This window comes from Shewanella sp. 4_MG-2023, from assembly GCF_030548015.1.
GTDB lineage: Bacteria > Pseudomonadota > Gammaproteobacteria > Enterobacterales > Shewanellaceae > Shewanella.
Genome location: NZ_JAUORL010000019.1, coordinates 67,157 through 86,499, shown reverse-complemented (window position 1 = coordinate 86,499; position 19,343 = coordinate 67,157). Strand labels below are relative to the sequence as shown.

Annotated in this window: 18 protein-coding genes and 4 tRNA genes; 8 read left to right on the top strand and 14 right to left on the bottom strand. The window is 39.4% G+C overall.

The features are described from left to right. Window positions 1-117: 117 nt before the first annotated feature. The 3 genes from Q4546_RS12130 to Q4546_RS12120 form a co-directional block, all read right to left on the bottom strand. Window positions 118-191, bottom strand: a tRNA-Cys gene (locus Q4546_RS12130). Window positions 192-209: 18 nt separating this feature from the next. Then, window positions 210-285 (bottom strand) — tRNA-Gly (locus tag Q4546_RS12125). 316 nt (window positions 286-601) lie between these two features. After that, window positions 602-2,038 carry a glyceraldehyde-3-phosphate dehydrogenase gene (locus Q4546_RS12120; protein ID WP_303446341.1) on the bottom strand — a complete coding sequence of 479 codons (1,437 nt, stop codon included), beginning with the start codon at window positions 2,036-2,038 and terminating at the stop codon, window positions 602-604. Window positions 2,039-2,238: 200 nt separating this feature from the next. Between Q4546_RS12120 and Q4546_RS12115 the strand changes: the two genes are divergently transcribed. Continuing rightward, window positions 2,239-3,069 (top strand): DUF2989 domain-containing protein, encoded by an 831-nt coding sequence (locus Q4546_RS12115; protein WP_102519548.1) that lies wholly within the window; start codon window positions 2,239-2,241, stop codon window positions 3,067-3,069. A 235-nt stretch (window positions 3,070-3,304) separates the two neighbouring features. Further along, a complete protein-coding gene (gene gap / locus Q4546_RS12110; RefSeq protein WP_102435407.1) occupies window positions 3,305-4,315 on the top strand; it encodes a type I glyceraldehyde-3-phosphate dehydrogenase in 1,011 nt (336 codons plus the stop codon). A 104-nt stretch (window positions 4,316-4,419) separates the two neighbouring features. Here the strand turns inward: gap and nadA are convergent, their stop codons facing one another. The 5 genes from nadA to astE form a co-directional block, all read right to left on the bottom strand. Continuing rightward, window positions 4,420-5,487: a quinolinate synthase NadA gene (gene nadA / locus Q4546_RS12105; RefSeq protein WP_303446340.1), complete on the bottom strand. Its 1,068-nt coding sequence runs from the start codon at window positions 5,485-5,487 to the stop codon at window positions 4,420-4,422. A gap of 114 nt (window positions 5,488-5,601) precedes the next feature. Next, window positions 5,602-7,197: a dihydrolipoyllysine-residue acetyltransferase gene (locus tag Q4546_RS12100; protein ID WP_303446339.1), complete on the bottom strand. Its 1,596-nt coding sequence runs from the start codon at window positions 7,195-7,197 to the stop codon at window positions 5,602-5,604. A 9-nt stretch (window positions 7,198-7,206) separates the two neighbouring features. Next, entirely contained in the window at window positions 7,207-8,184 is a 978-nt protein-coding gene (locus Q4546_RS12095) for an alpha-ketoacid dehydrogenase subunit beta (protein ID WP_102435413.1), read from the bottom strand. A gap of 2 nt (window positions 8,185-8,186) precedes the next feature. Further along, complete coding sequence (locus Q4546_RS12090) at window positions 8,187-9,365, bottom strand: thiamine pyrophosphate-dependent dehydrogenase E1 component subunit alpha (RefSeq protein ID WP_102435415.1); 1,179 nt, start codon at window positions 9,363-9,365, stop codon at window positions 8,187-8,189. 149 nt (window positions 9,366-9,514) lie between these two features. Continuing rightward, the gene (astE, locus tag Q4546_RS12085; protein WP_102476866.1) at window positions 9,515-10,546 is read right to left on the bottom strand and encodes a succinylglutamate desuccinylase; all 1,032 of its coding nucleotides are present in this window, start codon (window positions 10,544-10,546) and stop codon (window positions 9,515-9,517) included. 173 nt (window positions 10,547-10,719) lie between these two features. On the opposite strand from astE, the gene msrA reads away from it, so the two are divergent. Both msrA and trxB read left to right on the top strand, forming a co-directional pair. Then, complete coding sequence (gene msrA / locus Q4546_RS12080) at window positions 10,720-11,199, top strand: peptide-methionine (S)-S-oxide reductase MsrA (protein WP_303446338.1); 480 nt, start codon at window positions 10,720-10,722, stop codon at window positions 11,197-11,199. Window positions 11,200-11,355: 156 nt separating this feature from the next. Next, on the top strand, window positions 11,356-12,309 hold the full coding sequence (trxB, locus tag Q4546_RS12075) for a thioredoxin-disulfide reductase (protein ID WP_102435419.1): 954 nt from the start codon (window positions 11,356-11,358) through the stop codon (window positions 12,307-12,309). 180 nt (window positions 12,310-12,489) lie between these two features. Here trxB and Q4546_RS12070 read toward each other — a convergent pair whose 3' ends face one another. From Q4546_RS12070 to thrS, 5 genes are all read right to left on the bottom strand, one after another. Beyond that, the gene (locus Q4546_RS12070) at window positions 12,490-13,059 is read right to left on the bottom strand and encodes a GNAT family N-acetyltransferase (protein WP_102435421.1); all 570 of its coding nucleotides are present in this window, start codon (window positions 13,057-13,059) and stop codon (window positions 12,490-12,492) included. 99 nt (window positions 13,060-13,158) lie between these two features. Then, a complete protein-coding gene (rplT, locus tag Q4546_RS12065; RefSeq protein WP_076540889.1) occupies window positions 13,159-13,518 on the bottom strand; it encodes a 50S ribosomal protein L20 in 360 nt (119 codons plus the stop codon). Between the two features lie 18 nt (window positions 13,519-13,536). After that, window positions 13,537-13,731 (bottom strand): 50S ribosomal protein L35, encoded by a 195-nt coding sequence (rpmI, locus tag Q4546_RS12060; RefSeq protein WP_055023949.1) that lies wholly within the window; start codon window positions 13,729-13,731, stop codon window positions 13,537-13,539. 89 nt (window positions 13,732-13,820) lie between these two features. Beyond that, the gene (gene infC, locus Q4546_RS12055; RefSeq protein ID WP_076540890.1) at window positions 13,821-14,363 is read right to left on the bottom strand and encodes a translation initiation factor IF-3; all 543 of its coding nucleotides are present in this window, start codon (window positions 14,361-14,363) and stop codon (window positions 13,821-13,823) included. Window positions 14,364-14,366: 3 nt separating this feature from the next. Then, complete coding sequence (thrS, locus tag Q4546_RS12050) at window positions 14,367-16,295, bottom strand: threonine--tRNA ligase (RefSeq protein WP_102435423.1); 1,929 nt, start codon at window positions 16,293-16,295, stop codon at window positions 14,367-14,369. 386 nt (window positions 16,296-16,681) lie between these two features. On the opposite strand from thrS, the gene Q4546_RS12045 reads away from it, so the two are divergent. Further along, window positions 16,682-16,882, top strand: a complete 201-nt coding sequence (locus Q4546_RS12045) for a CPXCG motif-containing cysteine-rich protein (RefSeq protein WP_102435425.1) — start codon at window positions 16,682-16,684, stop codon at window positions 16,880-16,882. A 66-nt stretch (window positions 16,883-16,948) separates the two neighbouring features. Here Q4546_RS12045 and Q4546_RS12040 read toward each other — a convergent pair whose 3' ends face one another. Next, entirely contained in the window at window positions 16,949-17,566 is a 618-nt protein-coding gene (locus Q4546_RS12040) for a riboflavin synthase subunit alpha (protein WP_102519543.1), read from the bottom strand. A gap of 29 nt (window positions 17,567-17,595) precedes the next feature. Between Q4546_RS12040 and Q4546_RS12035 the strand changes: the two genes are divergently transcribed. The 3 genes from Q4546_RS12035 to Q4546_RS12025 all read left to right on the top strand — a co-directional run bounded on the left by Q4546_RS12035 (window position 17,596) and on the right by Q4546_RS12025 (window position 19,343). Next, window positions 17,596-18,966 carry an MATE family efflux transporter gene (locus Q4546_RS12035; RefSeq protein ID WP_303446337.1) on the top strand — a complete coding sequence of 457 codons (1,371 nt, stop codon included), beginning with the start codon at window positions 17,596-17,598 and terminating at the stop codon, window positions 18,964-18,966. 203 nt (window positions 18,967-19,169) lie between these two features. After that, window positions 19,170-19,246 (top strand) — tRNA-Val (locus Q4546_RS12030). Between the two features lie 20 nt (window positions 19,247-19,266). Then, window positions 19,267-19,343: transfer RNA gene (locus tag Q4546_RS12025), tRNA-Val, on the top strand.

Here is a 19,343-nt window from a genome sequence, read left to right as displayed (position 1 = left end):
CCAGACTTGAACTGGCACGCCTATTAAGCGAGGGATTTTAAATCCCTTGTGTCTACCGATTCCACCACTCGGGCAAAAGTGTCATTTAATTGTTAACTTAACAACTAAACAAAATTGTGGAGGCGCGACCCGGAGTCGAACCGAGGTCGACGGATTTGCAATCCGCAGCATAGCCATTCTGCCATCGCGCCGTAATTCATTTAATGAATTGGAGCGACATATCGGGTTCGAACCGATGACCTATACCTTGGCAAGGTATCGCTCTACCAACTGAGCTAATGTCGCTTTACCGAATCAATAACAAGGTGTTGTCGTTGACTTCGGGATGCATTTTTACTGTTTTAAGCAATTCTGTCAATGAAGTTTTATAGTTTTTTCGTTGTTTTTAGTGCGTTTGTCGCATAAATAAACGCATCGAATAAATATTAACTGAACTTGGTTAAAAGCTATTCAGTATGAAAAATCTTAATTTGAAAAGACTGGGCTATTTCAGCTGAGAATATTCAAAAACTGCAATGTGATAATGGTTTGCTAATAAAAAAGCACTTCAAAGAAGTGCTTTTAATAGGTGAATTGCGCTTAGGCATTAATTAGGTTCTGTTTATGCGCTCGGTAAAGACAAAGTCGTAATACCCAGCATTTTTTGCATAACGCCCACTACCTGACAGCTATAACCAAATTCATTGTCATACCAAACATACAAAATTGCACGTTTACCTTCTGCAATTGTTGCTTGAGAGTCAACAACGCCTGCATAACGCGAGCCCACTAAATCACTAGAAACAATCTCAGTAGATTCAGTAAAATCAATTTGATTACGCAGCTCTGAAGTTAATGCCACATCTTTGAGGTATTCATTTAATTCGTCACGGTTTGTTTCACCGTTTAAATTAACACTAATGATAGCCATTGACACATTAGGTGTAGGTACACGTATCGCATTGCCTGTAAGCTTACCTTCTAGCACAGGTAACGCTTTAGATACGGCTTTAGCAGCACCAGTTTCAGTAATAACCATGTTTAATGGCGCACTACGGCCACGGCGATCAGCACTGTGATAGTTATCAATCAAGTTTTGATCGTTCGTATAAGAGTGAATAGTTTCTACATGGCCATTTTCAATACCGTACTTATCATTAACCGCTTTTAGAACCGGTGTAATAGCATTAGTAGTACAACTAGCAGCAGAAACAATGATGTCTTCTGGTAAAATGTCATTTTCATTGACACCATAAACAACATTTTTAATGGCGCCTTTAGCTGGTGCCGTTAACAGAACCTTACTGGCACCTTTACTCTTAAGGTGCAAACCAAGGCCTGCTTCATCTTTCCAAATACCGGTATTATCAACAACCAATGCATCATTTATACCGTATTGGGTATAATCAACTTCATCAGGTGAATTAGCATAGATTATTTGAATGTAAGTACCATTGGCGATTAATGCGTTGTTCTCTTCATCAACTTCAACTGAGCCATTGAAAGAACCATGCACCGAATCACGACGTAATAAGCTGGCGCGTTTTTCCAAATCGCCTTTCTTGCCACCACGAAGTACAATAGCACGAAGACATAATTTGTTGCTTTGGCCGGTTTTTTCGATCATCAGGCGTGCTAATAACCGCCCTATTCGACCAAAACCGTATAGCACGACATCTTTAGTGGCAACATCATCACCAAAATTTATGCCCGCTTCTAAAGCGTGAGTCATATAAGATTGAATTTGTGATGCATCAGAGTGTTCACGCCAGTAATTAATGGCAAGCTTGCCAATATCGACTTTACAATGCTTAACTGACAACTTACTTAACGCTTCTACAAATGGGAAACTTTCGCGTAAACGTAACTTATCGCCAATGTGACGACGAACTAAGCGATGCGCTTTAATAATTTCTATTGTTGATGCGTTTAAAAGTGGTTTACCAAAAATTAAGACTTCAACGCCTTGATTACGGTATAATTTCCCAAGTAAAGGCTGCATAGCCTCAGCCATTTCGAAACGTTCTTGCCAACTTTGTAGGTGTTTATCAGCGCTCATTAAAAAGATCCTTTATCTCATATTTCGGCTTTGTCGCAGAAAGAATTGAGTAACAGAAAGAAAAGACCAATAATCAGATTATTGTAGGGTTATCCCTTATTAGTCGCCGTCATTGTAATGAAATTTGACGCATTTCACCAGTAAGAAATTTTTACTAAACCTGTAATTTTATTAGAAAAAATCACCATACGGAGCCAGTTTTGAATAAAAGTTTAGTAATAATTACATCATTTTCTTTATTCGCTGCATTATTCGGCCTTTTCGGTTGTGATGTTGGTCGAAATAGTGCCGCCATATGTAAAAAAAATCCTGAACTTTGTGCCGATTTACACCAAGATAGTTGGTGTTTAGTAGAAAAAGGCGACTTAATTCGCAGTCGTTACCAATTAAAGCAGATAGAAACCCCTTCAGGAAAGTTACTCTATGAGCAACTCATCAAGCTTGAGTCTTATAGTAAATGCATCGAACTTGCTGCCGGGGTTAAACATGTTATTAATACTCACCGTACTGAAGATCGAGAACGTGCTTATGCTATTAGTACCCAAAACTTAGCCCAATTAAGAGAATCTACTCAAGATAACCCAGATCTTTATTTGGCTTACTACCGCTGGACCACTTTTAATGATGGTGATTCACGAGATGCTGTCATCGCCGCAGAACAATCTGGTGAAGTTAATGAAGTTTTCATGTTGTCCCACATTGCCAGTTATTATTTAAAAATAAATACCAGCCAATCAAAAGCACTGTATTTATCACTTTTAGCTAACTCAAACGCAGAAACTTTGGATCCAGACTGGCTTTTAGGTTTAGCGAGCATTTATCGACGTGAACAAAATTCACAAAATGAATACTTGTTTACCAAAGCCAATTTGTTGATGAGTGATTATGTGGCTTCTGAGCAGAGGCTTTTAGCCTTAATTGGCAATAATAAAACCTTGGCAGCCCAATTAGACCTCGATGCGCAAATGTTAGTTAATCAACTTTCCTTAGGTCAATTCGATATCAGCCAATTTAAAACGCGAATTGATTAAAAAACTAGCGCGTTATTAACTACAATGAACACATTATATTTTTCACTTATTTGTTGACGACTTACAAAAAAACACAAAAAGTGTGTGATATATTGAATTCTGTAAATAAAATACAGACATTTGACGCTTAAATTGCCATTTTTCGGCTTTTTTACTTGACGAAAATCGTTAATTTGGTAATTTTACTACCATATGATTTACGAAACAGATTTTATAATCACTTGAGGGATATGCAATGACTATCCGTGTAGCAATTAACGGCTATGGCCGTATCGGTAGAAATGTTTTACGTGCGCTTTATGAAAGCGAAAAGGATTACCCAATTGAAATCGTTGCACTCAACGATTTAGGTGATGCTTCAATTAATGCTCACCTTACCAAGTATGATTCAGTTCATGGTCGTTTTAATGCTAAAGTTGATCATGATGATGAAGCCATCTACGTTAATGGCGATAAAATCCTAACTTTCCAAGAACGTGACCCTTCTAAATTGCCTTGGGCAGAGTTGAATGTTGATGTTGTGTATGAATGTACTGGTATTTTCACTTCTAAAGAAGCGGTACAGCCACATTTAACAGCGGGCGCGAAGAAAGTTATTATTTCAGCACCAGGTAAAAATGTTGACGCTACAGTTGTTTATGGCGTAAACAATGACGTACTAACTGCTGACATGACTGTGATTTCAAATGCTTCATGTACAACCAACTGTTTAGCGCCTTTTGCGAAACCGTTGAATGACTCTGTTGGTATTGAATCAGGTTTAATGACTACTATTCATGCTTACACCAATGATCAACGCTTATCAGATGTTTACCACACTGATTTACGTCGTGCTCGTGCAGCAGCAATGTCTATGATCCCAACTCAAACTGGGGCAGCTGCTGCTGTAGGTTTAGTGGTTCCTGAGCTTCAAGGTAAGTTTGACGGTTTAGCTGTACGTGTACCGACAGTCAACGTATCTCTTGTAGATCTCACTTTCCAAGCGTCTCGTGACACCACAGTTGAAGAAATTAACCAGATAGTGGCAGATGCAGCAAAAACTTCACCATTGAATGAAGCGCTTGCTATTAATGTTGAACCTTTAGTCTCTATCGACTTCAACCATAATGCATTTTCTTCTAACTTTGACGCGACTCAAACACGTGTTAATGGTCGACTTGTCAAAGTAATGGCTTGGTATGATAACGAATGGGGTTTCAGTAACCGCATGTTAGATAATACTGTTGCATTAATGACAGCTAAATAATTCATAGCAGTCATTTGACTAATATGAAAAAGCCCTGCAATTGCAGGGCTTTTTATTGTCTGTCATTTAGCTTAGTAATACTAAGCTAAATCTTACAAACTTAATTAGGCGTTGCCTTTTACTTTCATATTAAGGGTTTGAGCAAAATTTAGCATTCTATTAAGTGGCACTAACGCATCATCACGTAAAGCGTCATCAACAAACACTTCATGGGTTGTTTTATCGACACTACTGAGCGATGCTTCAATCGCTTGAAGACCATTCATAGCCATCCAAGGACAATGGGCACAGCTTTTACAAGTGGCGCCATTACCGCCTGTTGGCGCTTCAATAAGTGTCTTACCCGGTGCAGCTTGTTGCATTTTATAAAAAATGCCGCGATCGGTTGCTACAATGAATTGCTGATTGTCCATAGTTTGTGCAGCTTTAATTAACTGACTAGTTGAACCTACAGCATCAGCTAACGCTACCACATTTGCTGGTGATTCTGGGTGAACTAGCACAGCAGCATCTTGATATTGTATTTTTAATTCACGTAAGGCTTTTGCTTTAAATTCGTCATGAACAATACAATCACCTTGCCACATCAGCATATCGGCGCCAGTTTCTTTAGCGATATAACTGCCTAAATGTCTATCTGGGCCCCAGATGATTTTCTTGCCTTCACTATCTAAGTGTTCAACGATTTCAAGGGCGATACTTGATGTAACAACCCAATCTGCACGCGCTTTAACAGCGGCAGAGGTGTTAGCGTAGACCACAACGGTATGATCTGGATGAGCATCGCAAAATGCCGAAAACTGCTCAATAGGACAACCAATATCAAGTGAACAGGTGGCATCTAAAGTAGGCATTAGAATGGTTTTTTCAGGGCTAAGAATTTTAGCCGTTTCGCCCATAAATTTAACGCCAGCAACAATTAACGTTTTAGCAGGATGATCACGACCAAAGCGTGCCATTTCTAAAGAATCAGATACGCATCCACCTGTCTCTTCTGCTAAGGCTTGAATTTCAGGATCAGTATAGTAATGTGCAACAAGAACCGCATTTTGTTCTTTTAAAAGCTGTTTAATTTTTTGTTTATAATCAGCCTTTTCGGCTTCATTTAATACAGCGGGTTTTGCGGGAAAAGGATATTCGATTGAAGCGATATTCGGTGCCGAAGTGATCATTTTGATTCCGAGAAGTTACAACGTTTGAGTATTATACAAAATCGGCCCATAAAATTAAAGGACGCTTTCGCGTCCTTTCGTGTAACTGGGTAACCTATTTTGAAGGTGAAGGAATTAGCGCATGGCTAATAACATCTCTTGAGGTTGTTCCAGATAGAGCTTCCATAAATTACAAAAACGGGCAATGGTGCCACCATCAATTATGCGATGATCGCCAGACCAACTAACTTGCATTATTTTACGCGCTTCAACTTCACCGTTTTCATTAAAGCGCGGTAGAGTTTGCAGTTTACCTAACGCTACAATGGCTACTTCAGGTTTATTGATGATTGGCGTTGCCACTGTGCCGCCGAGTGCACCAATATTAGAAATAGAAATCGTGCCACCTTTAAGATCTGCAGGTGAAACGCGGCCACTACGAGCAGCAGTGGTTAAACGAGTAATTTCAGCAGCAACTTCTAGAATAGATTTGTTTTGCACGTCTTTTACATTAGGTACTAACAAACCAACTTTTGAATCAACAGCCATACCTATGTTATGAGAAGCTTTATACGTCAGCTCAGTACACTCGGAATTGACCTGGCTATTCAGCACAGGGAATTCATTGATGGCTAACGACATTGCTTTCATGAAAAATGGCATCATTGTTAGCTTAACATCATCAGTAGAGTAGCGTTGCTTCATTTCGGCGCGCAAGGCAACTAGATCTGTTAAGTCAAACTCTTCACAATAGGTAAAATGCGGAATGGTCGAAACAGACTCCACCATCATTTTCGCCATAACCGCTTTAACACCTTTGATAGGTTCGACTTTATCAGTAGCGCTTGACACGGTCGTCGCTGGCGTAACTGCTGGGGCTTGGTTATTGACCACAGGAGTAGAAACTGTCGTAGATTTAGGCGTCGCTGCAGTTAAGTGGCTTTCAATATCTTCTTTATAGACACGGCCACTTTTGCCTGTTCCTTTCACATCAGCAATATTGATATCTAAGCTGCGGGCTAAACGTCGCACTGCAGGACTGGCTAATGCTTTGCCTTGTATAACAGGCTCAGGTGAAACATCTAAAGCCACTTGGGTTGCTGGAGCATCATCTACAAGGGTATTTGCTACTGAGGTAGATTCAACTTCGATGGCAAATAAAGGTTCATGTACTTTTGCAAGCTGGCCTTTTCGATAATGAAGTTTAACAATAGTGCCATTTTTTATTGCTGGAATTTGAACCAAAGCTTTGTCTGTCATCACATCAGCAATAGGTTGATCTTCAACCACGCTATCGCCTTCTTCGACTAACCACTCAACCAGTTCACACTCTACAATACCTTCACCAATATCTGGCAATAAAAACTCTTCAATCGCTTTACCTGTAACAGGGGCTTGTGGCGTATTTTGAATCGAGGCATTGCTAGGTGTATGGCTTGAATCATTTTTTACTTCCGCCGCTGTCGAAATGACAAAAGGTTCGGCAGCAGTTGCATCCATATCTACGGCATAAAGTGGTGCATGTACTTTAGCAATATCGCCTTTGGCATAATACAGCTTAGTAATTACGCCACCATGTGGTGCAGGAATTTGCACTAAAGCTTTATCGGTCATGACATCAGCGATGGGTTGATCTTCAACGACTAAGTCGCCTTCTTTAACCATCCAATCGACAAGCTCACATTCAACAACACCTTCACCAATATCCGGCAAAATAAAATCTTTAATCATATCTTGCTCCTAGAAATTAACTGATGCTTTAATGGCTTCGAATGTTTTAAGCTCATCTGGCATGTATTCTTTTTCAAGAATAAGCGGGTATGGTGTATCTAAACCACATACTCGGCTAATGGGTGATTCAAGGCTTAAGAAACATTCCTGCTGAATTGTTGCTGCAATTTCACCAGCAAAGCCACCTGTTAACGGCGCTTCATGGTTTATTAATAACCGACCCGTTTTCTTAACTGAAGCAGCAACGGTTTCTATGTCCCATGGTGCCAGAGTGCGCAAATCGATAATTTCAGATGAAATACCCTCTTTTTCAGCCATAAGCGCTGCTTTTTCAAGGATCTCCATTTGCGCGCCCCAACCTAGTAATGTGATATCAGTTCCTGATTTAACCACTTCTGCTTTACCTAGCTCGATTTCATAATCGCCAGCGGGCACTTCGCCAACTGAAGCACGATAAAGACGCTTAGGCTCAAAGAAAATAATTGGATTAGGGTCACGTATAGAAGCAAGTAACAGCCCTTTTGCTTGCTCTGGGTTACGTGGAATGACAACTTTTAAACCAGGCGTTTGGGTAAAGTACGCTTCTGGAGATTGCGAGTGATAATGGCCGCCTGCAATACCGCCACCATAAGGGGTTCTAAAAGTCAGTCCGCCAACATCAAATTGATTACCACTGCGATATCTGAATTTTGCTGATTCATTAACGATTTGGTCAAATGCAGGGAAGATATAATCAGCGAATTGGATCTCTGCCACAGCAGTCATGCCATTTGAGGCTAAGCCATTAGCAAAGCCAGCAATACCCTGCTCGGTTAACGGTGTATTGAAACAACGATCACGGCCGAATTTTTCTTGTAGTCCAGATGTCGCTCGAAAAACACCACCAAAGTGTCCAACATCTTCACCAAATACCACCATTCTTTCATCCGCGGTCATCGCAATTGATAACGCATCATTAATGGCGTGTAACATGTTCATTTCAGCCACGATTAAATTCTCCCTGCACTTTTAGGATACGACTTAGGATATTTTTTAATATGTTGTTTTAAATCAGCTAATTGTTTCTCTAAAGCAGGTGTTGGTTTATCTAATACATCTGTGATTAACAAGTCGATATGCGGTAAAGCCACTTTTTCTGCCACTTTAACGGCATTAAGTACTTCTTCTCGGTATTGTTCATAAGCTGCAGCATCATCTTTTTCGTTTAACCAATCTTTATTGATCATCCAAAGTTTAAAGCGCTTAACAGGATCATGTTGCTCCCACTTAGCTTCTTCTTCTTTTGAACGATAACCCGATGGGTCATCTGAAGATGAATGTGCACCTAAACGGTACGTCATCGCTTCGATGAGTACTGGCGCATTATGTTCTAACGCATGAGCTCGAGCTTGTTGAGTTGCTGCGAGTACCGCAAGCATATCGTTACCATCAACACGAATAGTGTGCATACCATAACCAACACCACGACTGGCAATGCCATTACCTGCAAATTGCTCTTCAGTTGGCGTTGAAATCGCGTAACCATTGTTACGACAGAAAAAGATCGTTGGTGACTTTAAAACTGCAGCCATATTTAGGCCTGCGTGAAAGTCACCTTCTGATGCTGCACCTTCGCCAAAATAACAAATAGCAACGTTACGTTTGCCTTGTAATTTAAAAGCATGTGCAACACCGGTAGCTTGTGGTATTTGAGTCGCTAGTGGTGATGAAATTGTCTGGTAATTTAATTCTTTACTACCGTAATGAATTGGCATCTGTCTGCCTTTACCTAAATCTTTTTCATTACTGAACATTTGATTCATAAATTGTTCAGTGGTAAAACCACGATATCTAAGTGATGCATGCTCTCGGTATTGCGCCAATATGACATCACCGTCATCAAGTGCAGCAGTACTGCCAATGATAGAGGCTTCTTCGCCAGTACAAGTCATATAAAAACTAATACGACCTTGCCTTTGAGCACTTAACATACGTTCATCTAATACTCGGGTAAAAACACAAGTATCATGTATACGTTCAGCCAAGGCTTTATCAATAACGGGCATGACGGCATTTTCGTAAGTTGTGCCATCAGCTTGTAGAATTTTTAAAATAGGAATGTGCAATGAAGCTTTGTCTAAGAAGCTGACACGATGCACTGTTTCATTAGTCAGTGTTGCGTTGCTCATATTGTGCTCTTGTTATTTGTAGCCTTAAAAATAAAGCGTAATTTATTATATGCGAACGAACATTACGTTAACGTAAACTTTCTATCAACTAATGTTCATTCCACTTAGTGAATATCCTGTCATATAAAATGTATATTTAGCTTTACAACTTATTGAATGTCTTCATTAGGTGCTGGCACTAAACATAATACTGTACGTTGGCCCACAGGTACATTTTCATTAGGAAAAACGATAGCTTCGTATGGATAAATGACCTTAATCTCAGTGTCACCTTCCGTTGCTAATACATGATTTTGCTTGAACCCAGAAAAATTTACCGTTGTCTTATCAAAGGTGAATTTGAAATCATCAAACTGCTTGTTAATGGAACGAGACACTTTATATAAGTGAAGTTTGTCTTTATCAAAAGGAGCTAGTTCAACTTGTTGTTGAGTTATCAACTGCAAAAGCATCTTTTTAGTATTGGCAAATTTTAACATATCATTCTCGCCAAAAGGCATCACTTTACCCAGTTCGACTGTAAATGCATCGGCTTTGAATTGTTCTGATGAATAATAGCTAAAAGTAGTGGTAGGTTCATGATGGAATAAAATGGTGTCAACATCACAACCCGCTAAAAACATAATTTGATCAGCACTAAAGCTACGTCCAGGCCTGTAAGGATAAATCGCAAATTTCTCATGTTTAGACGGCTTTATCGCGGTGTGTAAGTCGTAATGTATTCGTTGTGAGCTATTATTTTGAAGATAAAAATTAGCTACATATTCCTCTAATTTTTTTGCTCTAACTCTTTCTTTATTTGATAAACCTAAACCGGAAGAATGTGCCCCACTGAACAAACGATTCATATTCTCTTCTACAAAGCGTGTTTGGCTGAGTATGGAATCTGGATTGCCAATTATAAACAGGACTCTTTGTTTTGTAACGATTGTTTCTTTTAATAAATTATTTATGAGTTCGTTACAGATTTCAATAGGTGCTGTTTCGTTACCATGTATGGCACAAGATAAAACAATGTCTTTAGTCGACCCTTGAGCTGGATTAAAACAAATAATCCCGTTATCTAAAATCGTAACTGTTGTTTTATTTGACAATTCAAAGCGCTGTTCTGGCACCTTGTTATTAATGTTAGTTAACGTAAATGCTAAAAAATCTTTGTCATCCATTAATTGTTGAAACACGCTGACTCCTTGATGCGGCTTTAAATATTGAATGGTTTCAAACGGTAGTCGGATTCTATCACATTTAGGGGAAGCTAACGTTAAGTAACATTTAACAGAGTGTAAATCTTTGCTTGCATTATTTATTAGAATAAATATACTTTTAGCCATCTAGACTTCTTTACGGGTATCATATGACTATAGCAACTTTTGGTGCAGGCTGTTTTTGGGGCGTTGAATATTTTTTTAAACAAATAAATGGTGTAGTTGCAGCACAATGCGGTTATATGGGGGGAAATGACAAATTTCAGACCTACGAGCAAGTGAAAGCGGGCGTAACGGGCCATGCAGAAGTGGTACAGGTTGAGTTTGACGAACATATCGTTAGCTATAAAGAGTTGTTGATCGTTTTTTGGCAAAACCACAATCCAACCACTCTAAATATGCAAGGTGGTGATATTGGCAGCCAATATCGAAGCACTATTTTTTTCCACAGCCAAGAACAAAAATTATTAGCAGAGCAATCTAAATTGTTGCTAATTCAAAGTGGTAAATGGGGATTACGACAAATTGTAACTGAAATTGTACCGGTTCAAACCTTTCATCCGGCGGAAGAATACCACCAAAACTATCTAGAAAAGAATGGCTTACCAAGTTGTCATATTAGTTATTAGCATGTAAAAGTCTAATGCGATAAGTCCTTGGTGTCTTTTGTGTACGGTATCGATTGCCTCAATCTATATCTTGGAGCAATCGCTACTTTACCCCACCCTGTAAATTCCCTACAATCCATGCAAATTGCTTAAAGCATGTAATGGAGAAATAAAAAAATGAGTCAAGCTCGTCATATTAACCTGTTAATTTTAGGTTCTGGCCCTGCTGGTTATACTGCTGCAGTTTACGCAGCACGTGCAAATTTGAAGCCTGTCATGATCACTGGGATGCAACAAGGTGGTCAACTGACTACGACTACTGAAGTTGAAAACTGGCCAGGCGATGCTAATGGCTTAACCGGTCCAGCATTAATGGCAAGAATGCAAGAACATGCTGAAAAGTTTGATACTGAAATTATCTTTGATCATATTAATGAAGTTGATTTTAGCCAGCGCCCTTACCGATTAAAAGGAGACAATGGTGAGTTTACTTGTGACGCATTAATCATTGCAACTGGTGCATCTGCCAAATATTTAGGCCTTCCATCTGAAGAAGCATTTATGGGCCGTGGTGTATCAGCCTGTGCTACCTGTGATGGTTTCTTTTATCGTAACCAAAAAGTGGCTGTAGTTGGTGGTGGTAACACTGCTGTTGAAGAAGCGCTTTATTTAAGTAATATTGCTTCTGAGGTGCATTTAATCCACCGTCGTGATTCTTTCCGATCAGAAAAGATCCTGATCAACCGTCTGATGGATAAAGTTGCTAATGGCAATATCATCCTACACTTAGATCAAACTCTTGATGAAGTCGTCGGTGACAACATGGGTGTTACCGGTCTTAAAATGAAAAGCACTAAAGATGAGTCAATTTCAGATTTAGAGGTTGCTGGCGTTTTCATTGCGATTGGTCATAGCCCAAACACCGGTATTTTTGACGGTCAACTTGATATGAACTACGGTTACATTACCGTCAACAGTGGCCTTCAAGGTAACGCAACTCAGACAAGTGTTGAAGGCATTTATGCTTGTGGTGACGTAATGGATCAACATTATCGTCAAGCTATTACTTCAGCAGGATCAGGTTGTATGGCTGCGTTAGATGCCGAGCGTTACTTAGACGCACAAAAGTAGAATCGTCACTTTGTAATCTACTAGTTTACACATAGTGAGCTAGTAGCGACAAGCCATCCATTATTGTGATGGCTTTTTTATTGTTTGTATTTTATCGATGTGAATAACACAGGTGAAGGCTGTTGTTTATACAGTTGACCAGTTTTTGTTTAACACTATTACTGCACATTACTCATTTTTTTAATGGTTAACTTTCAAACTGTATATTACAACTTCAGTTTTGCCATTAACATCTGAATGAAACTGCTGACAGATAAATTCCATTCCTATTTTCTTCATAATTTTAATTGAACCTAAATTATCCTTATCCGCTATTGCTGTAAAACGTTCAATAATTGGTTGTTCCTCTACCAATAATTTAATCACTGCTTTGGCGCTTTCTGTCGCATAACCTTTCCCCCAAGCTGATTGTTTGAATCGCCAACCAATTTCAAGATTATTAAATTCAGGGGTCTCACTGAAAAAGCCCATGGGCCTAATCAATATCCAACCAACAAAGTTATCACGACGATCAACAGTATCTAGTTCTCGCTTTTCAAACACCTTCCAAAAGCCCCACCCTTTGGATGGCGTTAAATAACTTGCCAAACGTGGTATAGAAATATGTTCTATATCAGATTTTGAGGTAGGTTTTCCGCCGTTTATATATTTCATCACATCGGGATTTTGGTCTAGAGCGTAAAGTAAATCGGCATCATCAAGCGTCATAATAGCAATTGATAATCTGTCTGTTGCTAACTGGGTTTTCATAACACCTACTTCCAATAAGTCAAACACAATGGCAAGATTCTAAATTTTAGATATAAAAAAAGGAACCCTAAGGTTCCTTTTTTAAAGAATAATAACTAATTACTTAGCTAAAGCTTCTTTTGCTTTTTCAACTAAAATTGTGAAAACAACTTTGTCGAATACAGCGATGTCAGCCAAAATTTTACGATCGATTTCGATCGAAGCTTTTTTAAGACCGTTAATGAAACGGCTATAAGAAAGACCATTTTGACGAGATGCCGCATTGATACGTGCAATCCAAAGTTGACGGAATTGACGTTTCTTTTGACGACGGTCACGGTAAGCATATTGACCAGCTTTAGTTACTGCTTGAACAGCAACACGGAAAGTACGAGAGCGAGCTCCGTAATAACCTTTGGCTAATTTAAGTACTTTCTTGTGACGAGCACGAGCGGTTACACCACGCTTAACTCTAGGCATTGTTCATATCTCCTTTAATTAAGCGTATGGTAGTTGACGTGCAATTGCTGGCACATCAGACTTAGCTACTAAACATTTAGCACGTAAGTGACGTTTACGCTTAGTGCTCTTCTTTGTCAAAATATGACGTAAGTGTGCCTGTTTGCGCTTGAAACCATTAGCGGTTTTTCTGAAGCGTTTTTGGACACCCTTATCTGTTTTCATTTTAGGCATTGCTAAAACTCCGCATTGGGACATTAATAAAACGTAAGGCGAGCAAAACCCTCAAAAAGGATTTTGCTACTTTTTAATTGGTTGCCCTACTATTTCTTTTTAGGTGCTAGGACCATAACTGCTTGTCGACCTTCCATTTTCGGGAAAGATTCAACAACAGCATATGTTTCCAAATCTGCTTTGATACGGTTCAAAAGATCCATACCTAAGCTTTGGTGTGCCATTTCGCGACCACGGAAACGCAGCGTAATTTTCGCTTTGTCCCCATCTTCTAGAAAACGAATCAGGTTGCGTAGTTTTACCTGATAGTCGTTTTCATCAGTGCCAGGACGGAATTTAATTTCCTTCAGCTGGACCTGTTTCTGCTTCTTCTTTTGTTCTTTTTGAGCTTTCGCTTTATCAAAAAGGAACTTACCGTAGTCCATAATGCGACAGACCGGAGGCTCAGCGTTAGGACTAATTTCAACCAGGTCTACACCTGCTTCATCAGCTAATTCTTGAGCCTGTGAAATACTTACGATTCCAACAGATTCGCCTTCGATATCCGATAGACGAACTTCTGGTACGCCAGTGATTTCTTCGTTAATACGATTAGGGGCTGGCTGTCGCCCTGCTGCTCTCTTGATCTTTATGACCTATTCCTCCAACAAAATTAGACTACGGCTCGAAATTTGTTTTTGTATCTTGGCAATAAAATCATTGATTTTAATCTTGCCTAAATCGATACCGTCACGTGTTCGTACCGCAACTTCCTTATTTTCTATCTCTTGATCACCAACGACCAATAAATAAGGTACACGCTTTAACGTATGTTCACGTATTTTAAAGCCTATTTTCTCATTCCTCAAGTCTTTAGATGCTCGAATGCCACTTTCTTTGAAAGTTTTAACAATTTCATCTACATAATCAGACTGTTTATCAGTAATGTTCATAACAATTACTTGCACTGGTGCAAGCCATGTCGGGAATTTACCTGCATACTCTTCAATTAGAATACCGAGGAAGCGCTCAAGTGAGCCTAAAATAGCTCTGTGAATCATAACCGGTGTTTGACGAGTGTTATCTTCAGCAACATAGGTAGCACCTAAACGTGAAGGTAACGCATAATCAAGTTGCACTGTACCACATTGCCACGCACGATCTAAGCAATCATGCAAAGTAAATTCGATTTTTGGGCCATAGAACGCACCTTCACCAGGTAAAATATCAAATTCGATATCATTAGCCTTAAGTGCTTTCTTTAATGCTTCTTCAGCACGATCCCACATATCGTCATCACCAATACGTTTTTCTGGACGAGTTGATAATTTAACGACGATATTTTCAAATCCAAACGTACCGTATGTGTCATACACCATTTGAATACATTCACTGACTTGTTCTTGAACTTGGTCATCGGTACAGAATACGTGTGCGTCATCTTGAGTAAAGCCACGAACGCGCATTAGGCCATGTAAAGAACCTGATGGTTCGTTACGATGACAACAACCAAACTCAGCCATTTTTAATGGCAAATCACGGTAAGACTTCAACCCTTGGTTAAAGATCTGTACGTGTCCCGGACAGTTCATAGGCTTAATCGCATATTCACGGTTTTCACTGTTCGTTGTGAACATCGCATCAGCGTATTTGTCCCAATGGCCAGAGCGTTCCCACAAGTTACGATCCATCATTAATGGACCTTTAACTTCTTGGTAAGTGTATTGCCCTAGTTTTTGACGAATAAACTTCTCAAGCTCTAAATATAAGCTCCAACCATCATTGTGCCAAAACACCATTCCTGGCGCTTCTTCTTGCATATGATAAAGGTCTAACTGTTTACCAATTTTACGGTGGTCACGTTTAGCCGCTTCTTCAAGACGGTTTAAATGTACTTTAAGAGCTTTTTTGTCTGCCCAAGCAGTACCGTAAACACGTTGTAGCATTTTATTGTCAGAGTTACCGCGCCAGTATGCACCAGCAACACTCATTAACTTAAAGTTTTGACAGAACTTCATGTTAGGTACATGAGGTCCACGACACATATCAATATATTCTTCGTGATGGTAAAGCGCTGGGGTTGCATCTTTGCTGATATTTTCATCTAAGATTGCAATTTTGTATTCTTCACCACGAGCTTCGAACGTATCACGGGCTTCTTGCCAAGAAACCACTTTCTTAACAACGCTATAATTTGTTTTAGCTAATGCTTGCATACGTTTTTCTAACGCATCGATATCTTCTTGAGTAAGCTTGTGATCTAAATCGATATCGTAGTAAAAGCCATTATCAATAACTGGACCGATTGCCATTTTAGTTTCAGGCCACATTTGCTTAATAGCATGACCTAATAAGTGCGCACAAGAATGGCGAAGGATTTCAACACCCTCTTCATTTTTAGCCGTAATGATTGAAAGTTCTGAATCTGTGGTAATTAAATCACAAGCATCAACGAGTTCACCGTTCACACGACCAGCAATACACGCTTTAGCTAAACCAGGACCGATGTCGGCAGCGACATCTAAAGTAGAAACAGAATCGGCAAACTCACGTTTGCTGCCATCAGGCAAAGTAATAATAGGCATTTCATTTCCTTATCCAGTGGTGACCCACACGTAGGGCCACTTGGTAATTAATATATAAAAGAAATGCCACCGAACATCAGACATTACAGGAGTCTGAGTCATAAGTGGCATGAATACGCATTGTATGTGAAAAGGCCTTTTGCAAGCAAGCTAACTCAGTCGAAAAATTGAATAAAACACCATCACAACAGCTTTTTACACTTCTTGGATGACTCGATTAACTTTTAATAGCCAATGCAGCTGCTACCTCAACTGACAACTTTGGCATTACGCGAGTTTTACTAATGTTTACTATACTTAATTCCAAGCTCAATCCTGCTTGCTGCTAAACGGTTAAAGGTTTTTTAGTTTTGCAAATGCTTTAATGTTAAATACTGGGGGAAGTTATGAATTTAGTCAGCCGAGTAATAAGTTGTCCACATTGCGGCCATAATCAACATGTTCATATTGATACTAGTTGTGGAGATCAAGAGTATTATGATGATTGTCGAGTGTGCTGCAATCCAATCCATATGCGATTGCAAGTAAACGATTCAAATAGAACCATTCAATTATTTATAGATTCTGATGATGAACAGTTCTATTAACAGTTGAACATGTAAAAACCTGCTTTAATAGGCTTAGAATGTGTCATCAATCTAAGCCTTTGTAGGCTATTTTAGCAATGATTTTTTAGCTAAAATTCTTTCTACTGTATCGACTATAACTTGAGTTTGACTATCGATTTCGATATTGATTTTGTCACCCAGTTTGCAGTCACTCAAATTAGTTAATTTGAGCGTTTCTGGGATCAAATGTAACTTGAACTGGTCTTGATCAATCTCTCCTACCGTTAAACTGCATCCATTGACGCCTATAAAACCTTTATAGAAGATATAATCCATCCATTTAGCCGGTACTGTTAATGTTAAATTGTAATGCTCATCGGTATGACTTATGTGGGTAATTGTTGCCATGGTATGAACATGACCTGACAAAATGTGGCCACCTATCTCTTTTCCGAAGGTCAAAGAACGTTCAATATTGATTTTGTCACCCGGTTCAATAAAATTTAAGTTTGTTAGCTGTAAGGTCTCTTCCATTACATCAAAATAAACTCTATTATTCACCAGCTTTGTGACCGTTAAACAAACACCGTTATTTGCCACACTCGCACCAGTTTCTAAACCATGCTGTAGCTCTCCTGGAATATTAACTTCAAATGTTTTTAAACCACTCTGTGCTTTAATTGTAATAACATCACACGTCGCTTGTACGATACCAGTAAACATATTTGTGCTCTTTAGTTGAAGGTTTTTAAATGAATAACACAGGCTTTCAGGCCAAAAAATTAATCCAACTGGCAATGCCAGTATTGATTGCTCAAGTTACCCAAACAATGATGGGATTTATCGATACTGTTATGGCCGGTAGAGTCAGCGCTGTCGATATGGCTGCAGTCGCGATTGGTACCAGCTTATGGTTACCTGCTTTATTGTTTGTGCAAGGGCTACTGTTGGCATTTACACCAGTGTTTGCCCATCATCACGGCGCTAATAATCCAAAAGCAATCCAACCCTTGATGTCGCAAGCATTCTATATTGCCATAATTGGCAGTGTTGGTGTGTTGTTGTTCCTCTCATTTGCTAAAACTATTTTTACCATGATGGCTTTAGAACCTGAATTAGCCGAGTTAAGTGCAGGCTATTTACATGGTTTTATGTGGGGTGTACCTGCATTTATTTTGTACCAAATACTACGGGGCTGCTCTGAAGGCATCTCTTATACATTACCGACGATGGTTATTGGCTTTGTCGGTCTTGCGGTTAATATCCCTGCCAACTATATCTTTATCTATGGCCATTTCGGGGTCCCTGCGATGGGCGGTGCTGGTTGTGGTATTGCAACTGCATTAGTGTTTTGGGCAATGTTGATTGCCATGATGATTTACATGCAATTCCATAAGAAATTTGCAGAGATAGCGCCATTTTCCAAATTAAATAAACCTAATTGGAAGACGATATGGGAAATGATGAAACATGGCACCCCTATCGCTATGGCATTATTTTTTGAAGTCAGTCTATTCGCTGTTATTGCCTTATTATTAGCGCCCCTAGGTGCTAATGTCGTTGCTGGGCATCAAATTGCCCTCAACTTCTCATCAATCGTATTTATGTTGCCATTATCAATCGGTATTGCCGTTTCGATAAGAGTGGGTTATTTCCTCGGTCAGGATAAAGTTGAAATATCCAAAATGGTCACAAAAATAGGACTGATATTGGCATTTTCATTAGCAGTGGTAACGGCAATCATTACTGTATCGTTCAAAACTGAAATAGCCCTCCTTTACAATAATAACCCTGAAGTCGTTGCGCTAGCGGGTAGCTTAATGTTCCTTGCAGCTTTATACCAATTATCTGATTCTATCCAAGTTGTGGCTGCTGGCGCTCTTCGCGGTTATAAAGACACTAAGAGTGCCTTTTATATTACTTTAGTGTCTTACTGGGCCATTGGCATGACACTTGGCTATATACTTGCGCGTACAGATATCATTGTACCTGCGATGGGCGCACATGGCTTTTGGATAGGCTTAATCGCGGGCTTAACCAGTGCTGCAGTGTTATTTGCATTACGACTTATTTATATTCAAAAGAATGCTAATTTCAAAGCAGTATTGGAAGATAGAAGTTAATTTTAACTAGCCGTTATAAAATTTGAACGAGATGAGCATGCTGATAATGTTTAAAAAAAACACGCCTACGCTGCTATATGACTCAATTTGCACAGCAAATCGCCACTCGTTCATATTTTTGATTTTTTTGCTTGCATCAAAACGCGTATCCCGTAATATATCGCTCGTCCCAACGATGAAGTCTTTTATCAACGTTGAACGATACAACTGTAGCTCAGCTGGTTAGAGCACCACCTTGACATGGTGGGGGTCGGTGGTTCGAATCCACTCAGTTGTACCATATTATTTGAAAGACACGTTACAACTGTAGCTCAGTTGGTTAGAGCACTACCTTGACATGGTAGGGGTCGGTGGTTCGAATCCACTCAGTTGTACCA

What these genes read in the sequence shown, in the direction of transcription:
- msrA (WP_303446338.1), top strand. Translation starts at nt 10,720, where the DNA reads ATGACTATAGCAACTTTTGGTGCAGGCTGTTTTTGGGGCGTTGAATAT.
- rplT (WP_076540889.1), bottom strand. Translation starts at nt 13,518, where the DNA reads ATGCCTAGAGTTAAGCGTGGTGTAACCGCTCGTGCTCGTCACAAGAAA.
- Q4546_RS12100 (WP_303446339.1), bottom strand. Translation starts at nt 7,197, where the DNA reads ATGATTAAAGATTTTATTTTGCCGGATATTGGTGAAGGTGTTGTTGAA.
- trxB (WP_102435419.1), top strand. Translation starts at nt 11,356, where the DNA reads ATGAGTCAAGCTCGTCATATTAACCTGTTAATTTTAGGTTCTGGCCCT.
- Q4546_RS12045 (WP_102435425.1), top strand. Translation starts at nt 16,682, where the DNA reads ATGAATTTAGTCAGCCGAGTAATAAGTTGTCCACATTGCGGCCATAAT.
- Q4546_RS12035 (WP_303446337.1), top strand. Translation starts at nt 17,596, where the DNA reads ATGAATAACACAGGCTTTCAGGCCAAAAAATTAATCCAACTGGCAATG.
- nadA (WP_303446340.1), bottom strand. Translation starts at nt 5,487, where the DNA reads ATGATCACTTCGGCACCGAATATCGCTTCAATCGAATATCCTTTTCCC.
- thrS (WP_102435423.1), bottom strand. Translation starts at nt 16,295, where the DNA reads ATGCCTATTATTACTTTGCCTGATGGCAGCAAACGTGAGTTTGCCGAT.
- Q4546_RS12090 (WP_102435415.1), bottom strand. Translation starts at nt 9,365, where the DNA reads ATGAGCAACGCAACACTGACTAATGAAACAGTGCATCGTGTCAGCTTC.
- rpmI (WP_055023949.1), bottom strand. Translation starts at nt 13,731, where the DNA reads ATGCCTAAAATGAAAACAGATAAGGGTGTCCAAAAACGCTTCAGAAAA.
- gap (WP_102435407.1), top strand. Translation starts at nt 3,305, where the DNA reads ATGACTATCCGTGTAGCAATTAACGGCTATGGCCGTATCGGTAGAAAT.
- Q4546_RS12070 (WP_102435421.1), bottom strand. Translation starts at nt 13,059, where the DNA reads ATGAAAACCCAGTTAGCAACAGACAGATTATCAATTGCTATTATGACG.
- Q4546_RS12120 (WP_303446341.1), bottom strand. Translation starts at nt 2,038, where the DNA reads ATGAGCGCTGATAAACACCTACAAAGTTGGCAAGAACGTTTCGAAATG.
- Q4546_RS12040 (WP_102519543.1), bottom strand. Translation starts at nt 17,566, where the DNA reads ATGTTTACTGGTATCGTACAAGCGACGTGTGATGTTATTACAATTAAA.